The sequence below is a fragment of the Streptomyces viridochromogenes DSM 40736 genome, from assembly GCF_000158955.1.
Lineage (GTDB): Bacteria > Actinomycetota > Actinomycetes > Streptomycetales > Streptomycetaceae > Streptomyces > Streptomyces venetus.
Window position 1 is genome coordinate 4,857,332 of sequence record NZ_GG657757.1, and the last position, 14,179, is coordinate 4,871,510.

9 protein-coding genes are annotated in these 14,179 nt (G+C 70.8%); 2 read left to right on the forward strand and 7 right to left on the reverse strand.

The annotated features are described in order from the left end of the window. Nucleotides 1-1,214 precede the first annotated feature (1,214 nt). Nucleotides 1,215-3,515, forward strand: a complete 2,301-nt coding sequence (locus SSQG_RS21465; protein WP_338117282.1) for a BTAD domain-containing putative transcriptional regulator — start codon at nucleotides 1,215-1,217, stop codon at nucleotides 3,513-3,515. Here the strand turns inward: SSQG_RS21465 and SSQG_RS21470 are convergent. The 3 genes from SSQG_RS21470 to SSQG_RS21480 all read right to left on the reverse strand — a co-directional run bounded on the left by SSQG_RS21470 (nucleotide 3,492) and on the right by SSQG_RS21480 (nucleotide 7,534). After that, nucleotides 3,492-4,679 (reverse strand): cytochrome P450, encoded by a 1,188-nt coding sequence (locus SSQG_RS21470; RefSeq protein ID WP_003991932.1) that lies wholly within the window; start codon nucleotides 4,677-4,679, stop codon nucleotides 3,492-3,494. The genes SSQG_RS21465 and SSQG_RS21470 overlap by 24 nt on opposite strands. Nucleotides 4,680-4,860: 181 nt before the next feature. After that, nucleotides 4,861-6,396, reverse strand: coding sequence for a flavin monoamine oxidase family protein (locus tag SSQG_RS21475; RefSeq protein ID WP_106434199.1), 1,536 nt, complete (start codon nucleotides 6,394-6,396; stop codon nucleotides 4,861-4,863). A gap of 244 nt (nucleotides 6,397-6,640) precedes the next feature. After that, the gene (locus SSQG_RS21480) at nucleotides 6,641-7,534 is read right to left on the reverse strand and encodes an NAD(P)-dependent oxidoreductase (RefSeq protein WP_003991934.1); all 894 of its coding nucleotides are present in this window, start codon (nucleotides 7,532-7,534) and stop codon (nucleotides 6,641-6,643) included. Between the two features lie 153 nt (nucleotides 7,535-7,687). On the opposite strand from SSQG_RS21480, the gene SSQG_RS21485 reads away from it, so the two are divergent. Then, complete coding sequence (locus tag SSQG_RS21485; protein ID WP_052310324.1) at nucleotides 7,688-8,707, forward strand: GlxA family transcriptional regulator; 1,020 nt, start codon at nucleotides 7,688-7,690, stop codon at nucleotides 8,705-8,707. An 81-nt stretch (nucleotides 8,708-8,788) separates the two neighbouring features. Here the strand turns inward: SSQG_RS21485 and SSQG_RS21490 are convergent, their stop codons facing one another. From SSQG_RS21490 to SSQG_RS21505, 4 genes are all read right to left on the reverse strand, one after another. Continuing rightward, nucleotides 8,789-9,217 (reverse strand): YybH family protein, encoded by a 429-nt coding sequence (locus SSQG_RS21490; protein ID WP_003991936.1) that lies wholly within the window; start codon nucleotides 9,215-9,217, stop codon nucleotides 8,789-8,791. Nucleotides 9,218-9,391: 174 nt separating this feature from the next. Next, nucleotides 9,392-10,228, reverse strand: a complete 837-nt coding sequence (locus SSQG_RS21495) for an NAD(P)H-binding protein (RefSeq protein ID WP_003991937.1) — start codon at nucleotides 10,226-10,228, stop codon at nucleotides 9,392-9,394. A gap of 84 nt (nucleotides 10,229-10,312) precedes the next feature. Beyond that, nucleotides 10,313-11,659: an NAD(P)/FAD-dependent oxidoreductase gene (locus tag SSQG_RS21500; RefSeq protein WP_003991938.1), complete on the reverse strand. Its 1,347-nt coding sequence runs from the start codon at nucleotides 11,657-11,659 to the stop codon at nucleotides 10,313-10,315. Nucleotides 11,660-11,713: 54 nt separating this feature from the next. Next, a partial coding sequence (locus tag SSQG_RS21505) for a thioester reductase domain-containing protein (RefSeq protein ID WP_106434200.1) occupies nucleotides 11,714-14,179 on the reverse strand: 2,466 nt, incomplete at its 5' end.

Here is a 14,179-nt window from a genome sequence, read left to right on the forward strand (position 1 = left end):
CCCTGGGTGTGCGAATGCAGCTCTGAGCTGTGGACATTGAAGTGTCTGGATGCCCGTGGACAAGTGCGGACCAAGATCAGACAACTCGTAATGCGTAGGTCTCGGGTTCGAATCCCGAAGGCGGCTCCATTGAAACCCCAGGTCAGCTGGTTGCTGACCTGGGGTTTTCTCTTGCTCGGGGCAGGGCGCGGCGCGGTCCCGTAGGGGGCGCCGTCGTCGCCGGGTGTCGGGAACGGCGCCTCGATGGTCGCCGTCGGCGGCGGAGTGCGGGAAGGCCGGGCGCGGTGGCGGTGGCGTGCTCGCGCGAGGTGAGGGGGCGTGGTGAAGAAATGCCGGGCGGGATGTGGCGTCGGGATGCGACGATGCGGGTGGAGGCACGCACCTGTTCGAGAGGTTCCCGAGTGTCTGGTGAGGTGCGCAGGCGCCGCGACGCAGGCGCTGTGAAGATCCCGCCCGGTGCGCAGACCTGGGGCTGGTCGAGGTGAGCCAACAACGGAACGTCTGGTTTAGACGCTTCCCGCGGCCGTGGACGTAGCGGCCGTACGGCTCGCCCGGCGGCACGGTCGCCGCCCGGAAAAGGGGCCGGGACCGGCCTGTGGGCGACGCCGAACTGGTGCGGCGGACAGGCGGGTTGGGTGGCACCGCCGCGCTGTTCCTCGACGGCCCGGAGTTGCTGGAGCTGATCCCGCGAGGGCACCCCGGGCGGCCCCCGTCGCCCCCCGATCGGCCCCGGTCTGTGGACCACGACCGGCCAGGGCCGACGGCCCTTATCACCGGCCTCCGTCTGTGCGGAGCCTGTGAGCCGCCTGGATTCGGCCATAAAACGACCCGCTTCCAGAGAAAACTTGACCGGAAGACAAGGCTCGTGGGTCACTTGGAGAAAGGTATTCGTGATCGACTCGGCGGGTCGACTTGCGGACACGGGGGACACGGGGGTGGCACGGTTGACACCTGGGTATGCCTGTGCAAGGGGACCTCGAAGGCGATCGCTTGCAAGAACTTGAGTAATCTTGTAATGGGGGAAAGCGATGCGGTTTCGAATGCTGGGCCCATTAGAGGTCGTGTGCAGCGACCACTTGGTCGGACTGGGCGGAACGAGGCAGCGCGCGACACTCGGTTTTCTGTTGTTGAACACCAACCGGGTAGTGGCGAGCAGTCAATTGATAGAGGCGTTGTGGCCGGTCGGGAAAGCACCCAAGTCGGCCCGGAAAATATTGCAGAACTCCGTGTGGAGGCTGCGCAGGGCGCTCTCCCCGGACGAGCGCGACGCCGGATGTGTGGAGCTGCTGAGCCAGGCCCCGGGCTACATGCTGCGGGTCGCGCCCGACCGGACGGATCTACACAACTTCCGTGGACTGGTCGAAAAGGGCCGTGCGGAAATGGCGGCGGGATCGCCGGAGAAGGCTTCCCTGCTGCTGCGCGACGCACTGGCCCTTTGGCGGGGACCGGTGTTGGCGGATCTGGTCGAAACAGGAATTGACTGGCCCGAGCTGACTTCTGTCAGGAACGCCCGGCTGGACGCTCTGGAGGACTATTTCGAGGCGGAGTTGGCATGCGGTCACCATCACCGGATTATTGCCGAGTTGGAGAAAACCGTCACCTCCGATCCGCTGCGGGAACGGCTGCTCGGGCAACTCATGCTGGCGCTCTACCGATCAGGGCGGCAGACGGACGCGTTGGACGTTTATCACTGCGCTCGCACCGAAATGGTGGAAAAGCTCGGACTTGAACCGGGCCATGCCCTCAAGGCATTGCAGCAGGCCATTCTCGCCCATGACCGGGCACTGGTCCCGGCCGGCGTTCGGCAGCAGATCGATTTGCTCATGACGGGCGCCCCCCGGGACCGCGCGGAGCCGGCCCTCCAGGGGGCGCCGGGCGGTCCGGACGGCGTATCCGCGCAGCCGGAGAACCTCGCCGCAGGGGCCGTACCCCGCGAGCGCAGGCTCGGCCAGGGCACGGCCCCAAAGGAGCCGGCCACCCGGCCGCCGACCGTCGAACTGCCGCCGGTGGACACCCCCGTGCTGCGGACCATGGTGGCCGAACGCAAGGACGTCAGCGTCCTCATCGTGCGCGTCCAGCTCAGCACGGAGGACGGCGACAGCGATCCGGAGCGGATCGACGAGGCCGCCGAGAACGCGGCCGCGGTCATCCGTGAGGAGGTCGAGTGCCTCGGCGGTACGGTCGCCGCCTCGATCGGCCCGATCTGGCTCGCCCTGTTCGGGGTGCCCCGCACCGGCGAGGACGACGCCGAACGGGCGGTGCACGCGGCGATGACGATCCGCGACCGCCTCGGTGTCGCGGCGTCCCCCGCCGGATCGGCCACGGCCGCCGCGCGCGGGGTCTCCATCCAGGCGGCGGTCGCCACCGGCGAGGCGCTCGTCCGCTACCAGCCCGACCGCGGCGAGGCCCCTCCGTCGGTCAACGGCGCTCTCCTCGACGAGTGCCACACCCTGCTGTCCCTCACCCCCGTCGGCGAGATCCGGGTCTGCGACGACACCCGCCGCGCCACCGAGTTCGCGGTCACCTACCACCGCGGCGACTCCTCGCCCGGCTGGCAGGTCGGAGGCTTCCGTCAGGAGTACGTCGCCCTGCACGCCGTACCCGTGATCGACCGGGAGTACGACCTGGACGTGCTGCGCGGCCTGCTCCAGCGCACTCGGCACCAGGCGACGCCCCACCTGGTGACGGTGCTGGGGGAGCCCGGCATCGGCAAGACCCGGTTCATCATGGAGTTCGAGCGCCGGGTCGCGGCCAACCCGGAGGCCATACGGCTGCTGGTGGTGCGCAGCCGGCCCGTCATCGGCGAGGAGCCGCTGGAGGTCCTGTACGACCTGGTGGCGTCCTGCTGCGGGATCCTGCGGGGCGACTCGGCCGAGACGGCACGGGCCAAGCTCACCGCCACCGTCGAGCGGCTGGTCGAGGCCGAGGAGGAGCGGCAGTGGATGCGGACGAGTCTGCACCCGCTCCTCGACGCCGAGGTCTGCACGAGCACCCGGGTCGCGGTCGGCGACGCCCTGGCCGCGGCGCGGCAGCTGCTCGCGGAGATCGCGGGGCGGGGTCCGCTGGTGGTGGTCTTCGAGGACCTGCACTGGGCCGACGACGTCCTGGTGGACTTCGTCGAGGACCTCGCGCCGTCGGTGGGCTCACTGCCGCTGCTGGTGATCGCCACCACCCGGCCGGAGCTGCTCAAACGGCGCCCGGAATGGGGCAGTGGTATCCGGCACGGACTCACCCTCACCCTGGAGCCCATCTCCGACGCGGCCATCGACCGGCTGCTGGAGTTCCTGATGTCCGCCACGGCCGGCGGTCTGAACACCTCGGCCGGGGGACTGCTGGAGGCGCTGCTGGAGGGGGCGGGTGACGATCCGGCCGCCCGTCGCGTCCAGTTGCGCCGCATCCTGGCGTCCGGGTCGGCCTCGCTCAGGGACGAGCGGTGCGGCCCCGGCGCGGGCGGTTCGCACACCGCCGCGCCGGACCTGTGCCTGCCGAGGTCAGCCGGACACCCGTACCGGTAGCCGAGTGGGCGAGATCAGTTGCCTGGGGTTCTCGAACTCCAGGGAGCCGGTCTCGTCCACCGCGATGTCCCGGTAACGGTCCATCAGGATGTTCAGGGCGATCTTCGCCTCGAGTCGGGCCAGCGGCGCGCCGAGGCAGAAGTGGATGCCTTGCCCGAACACCAGGTGGCTGGTGGTGCGGTGGATGTCGAACCGGTCGGGGTCGGGGAACCGGGAGCCGTCCCGGTTCGCGGCCCCGATCCACGGCGTCACCAACGACCCGGCGGGGATCGTGTGACCACCCAGCTCGGTGTCGGCGGTGGTGATCCGGGCCAGCCTCGGGAACGGCGGCCGCAGCCGCAGCACCTCCTCCAGCGCGCCCGGCAGCAGCGAGCGGTCCGCGCGCACCGCGCCCGCGACCTCCGGATGCCGGTCGAAGAGGAGGACGGCGTTGCCGATGAGGGCCATCGTCGTGGCGTGCCCGGCGAACATGGTCAGACCCGTCACCCCGACGATCTCACCGTCGTCCAGGTACGTGCCGTCGACCTTGGCGCCCGCGAGCCTGCTGAGCACGTCGTCGGTCGGGTTCTTGCGCAGCCGCCGTACGTGCTCCAGCAGATAGGCGTTCATCTCCCGGACCGCCGGGGCGACTTCGTTCTCCAGCTGCTCCGGGGGGACGGTCGCGGCGTCCACGGTGCCGAGGGCCTCGCCCCACACCCGGAACAGCGGCTCGTCCTCGACCGGCAGGCCCAGCAGTTCCAGGATCACGTTGATGGGCAGGGCATAGGCCAGTGAGTCGATCAGGTCGAAGCGGTCGGCGCCCTCCACCCCGTCGAGCAGGGCGTTGGTGATCTTCTCGATCCGGGGCGTCAGCCCGGTCACGGCCCGTGCGGTGAACACGGAGCTGATCACCGAGCGCAGCTGACGGTGCCGGGGCGGGTCCGTCGTCACCAGATTGCCCATGTCGAAGAAGTCGAGATCGGGCTGCGGCGGATTGAACGCGCGGGCGGTGTCCGAGGAGAAGGTGGTCGTGTCGGCGAGGATCCGGGAGATGTCGGAGTAACCGAACACCTGCCATCCCTTTTCCGGGTCCCGGTACACCGGCTGGGTGTCGAGCATCGAACGGAACCAGGCGAACAGCGACTCCGCCGGATCCTTTGCGAGAGTATCCGAAGTTATGCTCATGGTCCTGACCTTATCCTCGCGTTTCTCGGCCCACGGTGAATTCCGGGGGCATAAAAGGAATGCGTGAGAGATCTGAAACCGACAGCGGACCGTGGTCCGCTGCCGGTGATGCGGCGCCGATGTCCGGAGACCGTCCGTAGACCGTCGGCAGATCAGGGGGAGACCGGGCCGGGAGTGCGGGTCAGAACGCCGACATCGAGCGGTACAGCCGGCGGTCGACCTGCGGGGCCCGCAGGGCCGCCGCGCTCGTCAGACGCTGGATCTCGGCGGTGGTCAGGAGCTTGCCGCCGGCGACACGGATGCCCGACTCGACGGCGCCGTCCATGTAGCCGCTCCAGCCGTCGGCGATGTCGCCGCCGGCGAACTTGACGCGGCCGTGCGGCTGCTGGATGGCGCGGTGCAGCCGGGTCAGCTGGAACGGCTGACGGAAGGCGCCGACGCCCAGCGCGAACTCGTCCGTGTGCCAGTCGTGGGCGGTGTAGCCGACCAGTTTCGCGTCCGGGAGGATGTCCTTCACCGCCGCCTCGACCTGCTTGGCGTCCCGTACGTCGAAGGTGTCCTTCACGCTGAAGGCCACCACCGGCTGGCCCACGTCGAAGCGGCCCATGATGCAGATCGGGTGCCCCTCCGGGGCCTCGGCGACGAAGCGGTCGGCGGGCTGCTTCAGGTCCAGCCAGAGCTTCTTCTCGTGCGGCACGCCGATTCCGGCGGCGGAGGCCGTGCGGTGCGCCTCCGGCAGCCCCGGGGTGAACTTGATCGTCTTCCACACGTTGACCGGTACGGCCATGATGACCTCGGGGGCGACGAACTGCTCGCCGGCGCGGGTGACGACGCGGACCCGGGCGCCGTCCTGCTCGACCGAGGCCACCGGGGAGTTCAGGCGCAGCGTGGGCGCCGCCTCCGCCAGGATGGCCTTGAGCAGGGAGATCGTGCCGTCCTTCGGACGGTAGGTGTTGACGCCGTGGAAGCCGTCGAAGTTCCAGCCGGACAGCGCCCACCACTGGGTGAGGTGGGTCAGCGCGCCGCGCTTGCTGGAGCCGCCGTAGAGCGAGGTCGTGCTGGTGAGCCGGATCTCTTCCTCGGGGGCGTACTTCAGCTGGTCGAGCCGGTCCCGCAGCGAGAACCCGTCGTGCTTGCGCACCAGGTCCTCGCGGTAGAGCGGCTCGTAGGGGCGCTCGAAGTACTCCCGGTTGCCGTCCTCGAAGAACGGGGTGAACAGCTCCTTCTGGCGGGCGTACGCCTCGGCCGGGTCGTACTCCTGGAACCCGTCGAGGGTGGGCAGGATGCTTCGCTCGACACCCGCGTCGGCGACGATCGGGACCTTGTAGCGGTTCAGCTCCCGCCACACGTACGGCTGGAGCGGGTCGACCCAGGCGCCGCCGCGCTCGATCTGCTGCCCCCGGTAGGTGTCGGTCCAGGTCCGCCCCCCGATGCGGCCCCGCGCCTCCAGCAGGAGGACGCGCTTGCCCTGGGCCTTCAGTTCGCGCGCGGCGGTGACACCGGCGAGGCCGGCGCCGACGACGATGACGTCGAAGTCCTCCTTCAGCTCCGCCGCCGCGGCCGGCCGCGTGACGGCCGCACCCGTCGCGGTGACGAGCGTGGTGGCTCCGGCCGCCTTCAGCAGGGCGCGCCGCGGCAGCCGTGAAGCGGTCCGGCCGGAACCGGACGCCGCATTCTCGTTGGCCGATATCGCGCCGTGCTCGTTGGGTGTACTCACGTTTCTCCTCGATGTGTCGCCGGCATGAATGCCGGGCACTCCCCCGGATCCTCGGACTGTGTCCGGAAAACGCTGCCAAACGTAGTCGAGCAGCGGCGATTTTCGGTCTTCCACGAGTAATTCCGTTTGGCGGACCGCAGGGGGATGGTCGGGGATTGAAATGTGAGAATTGCATGCGGAATGCAAAAAGCCTCCGGGGTACGGCTGGTGGGCCGTACCCCGGAGGCGGGGTGGAACGCGTCCGTCAGGCGGAGGGCTTGCGGAACTGCTCGATCATTGCCGCGTAGCCGCTGTCGGCGTGGCCGTCGGCCACCGCGCGGTCGGCGAGCGCCTTGAAGAAACGGGGCATTTCGGCGCTGATGCCGAGGGTCTCGCTCTCCTCGGCGAGGTGCTCCATCGCGTCCTGGTGGACCGTCATGGTGGCGTCGCCGGCCGGGTACTTGCCCTCGTCGATCTGCGGGGCGTACGCGGTCACATACTCGGTGATCACGTTGATCATCGTGTTGGCCAGCGGGGCGAAGGTGGTGGCCTTCACCTTGGCGGTGCCCAGCAGGGCGGCGCCCTGGAGGAAGCCGTTGAGGACACCCCACATGATGCCCAGCAGCGACATGTCGTAGAGCGCGGACAGTCCGTGGTCGGTGTCCAGGTAGGTGGTGCCCGCGGCGCCCAGCGCGCGCAGCGTCGCCTCGTGTTCCTCGAAGGCGGCCTTCGGGCCGCTGTACAGCAGGACGGCGGCGTCGGTGGCGATGTCCGGCGGGATCGCCATGATGGCGCCGTCGAGGTAGGTGGTCTCCACGCCCGCCGCCCACTCGGCGGTCTCGCGGGCCTGCGTCGAGGTGCCCGTGGTCAGGTTCACCACGACCTTGCCCTTGAGCGAGCCGGCCAGCGGGTCGAGCAGCTCGCGCACGGCGCCGTAGTCCGTGACGCAGAGGACGACCAGCGGGCTCGCCGCGATCGCGTCCGCGACCGAACCGGCGCGGGTGGCGCCCTCGGAGACGAGCTGATCGGCCTTGGCGGCCGTGCGGTTCCATACGGTGGTGGGGTGCCCCGCCTTGAGGAAAGCAGCGGCTAATGCCTGGCCCATCAGGCCCAGGCCGATGACCGACACCGGAGCTTGGGCTGCGTTGGTGTTCGACATTGCGTACTCCCGTTTCGATTCACACTGTGGTTTGCATGGTTTGCATCTCGGCGATGGCCAACCCGCTGCTCGCAACCCTCGCACCGCGGTGCGGGCGACGGACAGTGGCAGAAGTGCCGACCTTCGCAAAATTCCTGCCGTAGGCTTGGCGGTATGAATCCTGGGTCTGTCGCCATCGCTCTGGTCAATGACACGGACATGCAGGTGTGCGAGATCTACGAGACGGCCATCGCCTACGCGGTCTTCGGCGATCCCCAGCCGGACCTCGCCGACCCCTGGTACGACCTGCGGGTGTGCTCGGTGACCCCGCCCTCTGCCGCCGGCCCGGCACGGGGGTTCTCCGTCCGCACCACCCACGGCGTCGAGGACCTCGTCACCGCCGACACGGTGATCGTGCCGTCGGTGCCGGACGCCGTCGTCAACCAGGGGGCCTCCCTGCCGGCCGAGTTCGTCGACGCGCTGCGCCGCGCCTACGACGCCGGCGCCCGCATGGTGTCCCTGTGCACCGGGGCGTTCGCACTCGCGGAGGCCGGTCTCCTGAACGGCCGCCGGGCCGCCGCGCACTGGCTGAACACGGCCGACCTGGCCAAGCGTTACCCCGAGGTGGAGGTCGACGACTCGGTCCTCTACGTGGACGAGGGCCGGGTCCTGACCAGCGCCGGCATGACGGCCGGACTCGACCTGTGCCTGCACATCGTGCGCCATGACCTCGGCGCCCATGTCGCCAATCAGCTCGCCCGCCGGCTGGTGGTCTCCGGTCACCGGCCCGGCGGCCAGAGCCAGTTCGTGGACCTCTCCGTCCCGGTCACCGACGACGACAGCCTCGCCCCCGTCATGGACTGGGCCGCCCGCCACCTCGACCAGCCCCTCACCGTCGACGGTATGGCCAAGCAGGCCGGGATGAGCACCCGGACGTTCTTCCGGCGCCTCCAGGCCGCGACCGGGATGACCCCGCTCAAGTGGCTGCTCAACCAGCGCCTCGCGCACGCGCAGACCCTGCTGGAGACCACCGACCTGCCGATCGAGCGGGTCAGCGAGTTCAGCGGCCTGGGCACGGCGGCCAATCTGCGCCGCCACTTCACCCTCCACGTCGGGGTGACGCCCACGGACTACCGCCATTCCTTCGGCGGGGCCCCGGCCCGCCGCAACGCCCTCGCCGACGGGCGCCGTTGAACCCACGGGGGCCGTTGACCCCACGGGCGTTGTTGAACCCACGGGGGTCCGGACGCCCATCGCGCCCGGACCCCGCGGGGGCTACGCTCCGGCGGCCTCCTCGGCACTGCGGGGGCCGCTGACGCCGTAGGGGTTGTCGATGAGGTAACGCCAGTTGCCGTCCTCGCCGCGCTGGAGGACGTCCACCGCGACACCCTCCAGGTGCTCCGGATTGCCGTCGGCGTCCTTGGTCTCCATCGACCACTCGACGATGAGCATCGCCGTGTCACCGGTCACGAGGGTCTGGAGCACCTTCGCGTCCACGCTCGGGCCGTAGGACATGAACTCCTTGACCCGGTCCCGACGGGCCTGGCCCGCCAGCGGCACACCCGGGTCCCAGACGCCGACGGCGTCCTCGGTGTACATCGAGTTGACGGCGTCCGCGTCACCGGAGTTGAACGCCTGGCCGAACATCTCCTGATGCGTCTCGATGTCTCTCGATAAATACTTGTCGTACTTTCCGCTGGCCATGGATGAGCCGCTCCATTCACTCCCCGCTGGGGAGTCGGACGAGAGTTGACAGATGGACATCGGGCGGATTGGGCATCGCGCCGCGCATTTCGACCCCGTGAACGCTACTGGCCGCCCGGAACGACCGGGCCTTACCCCGGTAACCACCCCTGACCAGCGGTGGAGGCTCGGCGGTTACTGTTTCGAGACCGCGCCCCAATCCGTCTCGGCCGCGTACTCGCGGAAGTCGCGCGGCTCCCGGCCGAGAGCGCGCCGCACACCGTCGGAGAGATAAGCCGTCCGGCCGTCACGAATGGTGTCGAAGAGTTCGTTCATGAAATCCGCGAAATCCCGTGGGTAGCCTCGACCGACCAGATGCCGGGCGTATTCCTCGCGGTCCACCACGACCGCGCGGATCTTCCGGCCCGCCGCCTCGGCGATCAGCTCGACGCACTCGCCGAACGTCATCAGCCGCGGCCCCGACAGGACGTACAGCTCGCCCGCGTGACCCTCCTCGGTGAGCGCGGCCACGGCGACGGCCGCGATGTCCTCGGCGTCGATGAACGGCTCCACGCCCTGACCGTCCGACAGGATCACCTCGCCGGCGGCGACGTCCGGCGCCAGCAGCCGGTCCTCGCTGAAGTTCTGCGAGAACCATGTGGGCCGCAGGATCGTCCACTGAGCCCCCGACTCCCGCACCGCCCGCTCGGCGGCGAACCGGCCCTCGTCGTGCGCCCACTGCTCGAGCGTCCGCGCGGACAGGAACACCAGCCGCCCGACGCCCCGCCGCGTGGCGAACGCGGCGAAATCGGCGAGGAGTTCCGCCGCGTGGGGCCCCTGCTCGTCCACCACGTAGACCGCCTCGACGCCCTCGACGGCCGCCGCCCACGTCTCCTTGTCCCGCCAGTCGAACCGCTGGGCGCCCGAGCGGGACGCCACCCTGGCCGTACGCCCGCGCTCGGCGAGCTGCCGCGCGACACGGCGGCCTGTCTTGCCTGTACCGCCGAGCACCAGAACGGGAGTGTCGTTCATGTCACCTGCCATCAGAGAGAAGCCGTCACAGCGAAAGCTGCCGGGAAAGTTCGCGAAAGGCCGGGGAAGGCCCGAGGCGAAGGGTCAGTGGGGCTCGGCCGCCAGTGGGGCATCCGGGGACGCCGCGCGGACGGCCGACCGGATCTCCGGGGCGACGAGCGCTTCCGGCGGGTCGACCAGGAAGACCACACGGGCGTACGCGGTCAGCAGCGAGTGGTCGCGGGTGGCCGCCTCCAGGAGCTGTCCCACGTACGACTGCTCCTGGCGCCACTCCTCGGTGCGCTCGCCCTCGACGCCCGGGAAGGCCAGGTCGGCGCCGGTCGTCATCGACCACACCGCGTCCACCGCCCCCTCCGCGAGCTCGGCGAAGTACCCCTCGGCACGCGGCGCGCCCGGCCGGGACACATGGTCGCGGAGCACCATGGCACCGAGGGCGGCGACCGTCATGCCCTGCCCGTACACCGGGTTGAAGCTGCACACCGCGTCGCCGAGGACGAGCAGCCCGGCCGGGAACGAGGTCATCAGCTCGTAGCGGCGGCGCAGGTTCGCCGGGAAGCGGTACGCCACCGGGTCGCCCAGCGGCTCGTGGTCCTTCACGGTGTCGTAGATGTCCGTCCCCGACAGTGACTTCAGGAACGCGAGGAACCCTTCCGAGTCATGGGGCGGGTAGTCGCCGAGGAAGCCGTACGCCGTCACCACCGTGCGGCCGCCCTCGATGCCGGCGCAGATCGCGCCGCGCCCGGTCTCCGGCGTGGCCACCACGTCGATGGAGATGTCGTCGCCCATCGACTCGGGCGGCAGCCGGAAGTACTGCGTGGCGTAACCGACCCCGATCCGCTGCTGGACCTCCTCCACTTCCGGGAACCCCAGCTCCGCCAGCCACGCCGGGGTGCGCGAGCGCCGCCCGGTGGCGTCCACCACCAGGTCCGCGGCCAGCTCGCGCGACCGGCCGTCCTCCACGACCGACACTCCGACCACCGTCCGCCGGTCGTCCGACGTCAGCAGCCCGGTGATGTCGTGCCGGTGCAGGAACGACACGTTCGGCAACGCCCGCACCCGGGTCCGTACCCGCTGCTCCAGGTGTGGCCGGCTCATCGAGAGCAGCAGCATGTCCGAGTGGGGCTGCGGCATCCGCCGCCCCTCCATGACCCAGCGCACGTTCCCGGTGACGTCACCGGTCACCGCGCCGGTGGAGATCAGTTCGTCGGTGATGCCGGGCAGCAGCTCCTCGATGATGTGCCGGCCACGCGCCAGCAGGGCGTGGACATGGTTGCCCTGCGGCACGCCCTTGCGCGGCAGGTCGTCGTCCCTCAGCTCGTCCCGGTCCACCACGACGACCTCGTCGTAGGCGTCCGCCAGCACACACGCCGCCAGCAGCCCGGCCATGCTCGCGCCCAGCACGATCGCGCGGCTCCGCTCAGCTGTCCCCACGGTTGTCGCTCCTCACTGTGTAGAAATCCGAAGCCGCGCGAAGGGGAGCGCGGCTCATGCGCCGACCGCCGGCACCAGAGGGGCGCCGGCCTTCGGGAAGTAGCCGGCGCGCTCGAAGAAACCGACGTACTTCTCGAACAGTTCGCGCCCGATCTCCGGGCACTCGACGCCGGTGCCGGCCAGCGCTCGCTCCGTCTCCGACACGTCCAGCGGCGGGTAGGTCGCGCGGCCGTCGCCCGCCATGAGGGCCTCGAAGGCGTCCAGCAGCGGCACGAGCGCGTTGTCGCGGTCGGCCCGCACCCGCTCCCGCCAGCTGTCCCAGTCCAGGACCGGCAACTCGTAGCCGTAGGACCGGAGATGGCCGACGAAGTCGGCGAAGGACTGGTCCTGCTCGTTGAACAGGTGGAACGTGCCGCCCGCGGCGTCCTCCCGTGTCGCGAGGGTGGTGATCGTCGCGCTGACGTAGTCCACCGGCACCATGTGGAAGGACCCGGCGAGCCGGTCCGGCACCGCGCCCGCCTGGAGCAGGCCCTTCAGGCTCAGCCAGACGAAGTCCTTCGTCTGGCAGGCACCGGCCCGCTGGTCGCCGCAGACCACGTCCACCCGGTACACCGAGACCGGCAGCCCGCGCTCCCGTGCGATCCCGATGACCTGCTCGGCGACCCACTTGCTCTGCAGATACCCGTTCCACAGCTCCTCGGCGGGGCCGGTCGGGTCGGTCACCTTCGCCGGGACGCCCTCGGCGCCGGGCGCCGGCGCCGGGAAGACACCGCTCGTCGAGACGTGGTGCACGGGCACGGTGCGATGCCGGGCGGCCAGCCGCAGCACCTCCCGGGTCCCGTCCACGTTGGACCGCCGCAGCTCGGTGTAGGGCCGCAGCCAGCTCACCGTGGCGCCCGCGTGGTAGACGACGTCGACGAAGCGCGCCAGATCGTCGAACCGCTCCTCCGTCAGCCCCAGCCGGGGCGCGGAGAGGTCGCCGACGACCACGGAGATCCGGTCCGGGTCCACCTCGTCGAGGACGCCGTACCACTCCAGGTTCGCCCGCAGCCGCTGTTCGGCGTCGGCCCGGTCGGCGCCACGCACCAGGCAGTGCACACGGGCCCGCGTCGAGCGCATCAGATCGCGCAGGAGGAACGCCCCGAGGAATCCGGTGGCGCCGGTCAGCAGGATCTCGCGGGGGTCGGCGCAGACCCGGCTGATCTCGTCGGCCGGCCGTACGTCGTCGTCGAGCCGCACCTCCGCGGCGAAGTCCACGGCGGCGGTGGCGGGGGCCGCTTCGGCGGCGCCCGTGAGCAGTTCGGCGCACAGGTGCCGCGTCAGCGCGGCCGGGGTGGGGTGCTCGAAGACCACGGAGGCGGAGAGGCGGAGTCCCGTCGCGGCGCCGAGCCGGTTGCGCAGTTCCACCGAGATCAGCGAGTCGAAGCCGAGCTCGGAGAAGAGCCGGTCGGCGCCGATCACGGACGCGTCGCGGTGGCCGAGCACCAGGGCGACCTCCCCGCGCACGAACTCCGCCACGACCTCCCGCTGCCGCTCCCCGGGCAGCCCGTCGAGGCGCTGCGCCAGCGACCGCGTGCCCGCGGCGTCGTCCCGGGCGGACGGGCGGGCCGGTGTCCGCGCCAGACCGGCGAGGACGACCGGGACCTGGGCGGGGCGGGCGCGCAGCGCGGCCACGTCGAGCGGTGTGGCCACGAGCGCCGGCCGGCCCAGCCGCAGCGCGGTGTCGAGGAGCCCCGGGCCGTGCTCCTCGGTCACCGGCAGCAGACCGGTGCGGGCGATCCGCTTCAGGTCGGCCTCGCTGAGGGCGCCGCCCATGCCGCCCGCCGCGTCCCAAAGGCCCCACGCCAGCGAGGTCGCGGGCAGACCGCTCGCGGCACGGTGCTCGGCGAGCGCGTCGAGGAAGGTGTTCGCGGCGGCGTAGTTGGCCTGGCCGGGACCGCCCACGAGACCCGCCACCGACGAGAACAGCACGAACGCCGACAGATCGTGACCGCGCGTCAGCTCGTGCAGGTTCCACGCCGCGTCCACCTTGGGGCGCAGCACGGCCGCCAGCCGTTCGGGGGTCAGATCCGCGATCATCCCGTCGTCGTTCACCCCGGCCGTGTGCACGACCCCGGTGAGCGGGTGCTCCGCCGGGACGGTCGCGAGGAGGGCGCCGAGGGCCTCCCGGTCCGCCAGGTCGCACGCCGTGATCATCACCGTGGCGCCCAGCTCGGCCAGCTCGTCGGCGAGTTCGTCCGCACCGGGGGCGGCCGGCCCGCTGCGGCTGACCAGCAGCAGCCGGGAGACCCCGTGCTCCCGGACGAGGTGCCGCGCGAAGAGGGCGCCCAGCGCGCCCGTACCGCCGGTGATCAGGACTGTGCCGTCGCGCCGCCAGGGCGTGGGCGCCGGCTCGTCGTCGGCCGGTGCCAGGCGGGCCACACGCGGGACCAGCACCGTGCCGCCGCGCACCGCGACCTGGGGCTCGCCGGAGGCGACGATCGAGGGCAGGGCCTTGGCCGACGCCGGGTCGTCGTCCAG

Excerpts from the sequence above, each read along its gene's own strand:
- SSQG_RS21470 (WP_003991932.1), bottom strand. The coding sequence starts at position 4,679 with ATGAGCATAACTTCGGATACTCTCGCAAAGGATCCGGCGGAGTCGCTG.
- SSQG_RS21480 (WP_003991934.1), bottom strand. The coding sequence starts at position 7,534 with ATGTCGAACACCAACGCAGCCCAAGCTCCGGTGTCGGTCATCGGCCTG.
- SSQG_RS21485 (WP_052310324.1), top strand. The coding sequence starts at position 7,688 with ATGAATCCTGGGTCTGTCGCCATCGCTCTGGTCAATGACACGGACATG.
- SSQG_RS21490 (WP_003991936.1), bottom strand. The coding sequence starts at position 9,217 with ATGGCCAGCGGAAAGTACGACAAGTATTTATCGAGAGACATCGAGACG.
- SSQG_RS21495 (WP_003991937.1), bottom strand. The coding sequence starts at position 10,228 with ATGAACGACACTCCCGTTCTGGTGCTCGGCGGTACAGGCAAGACAGGC.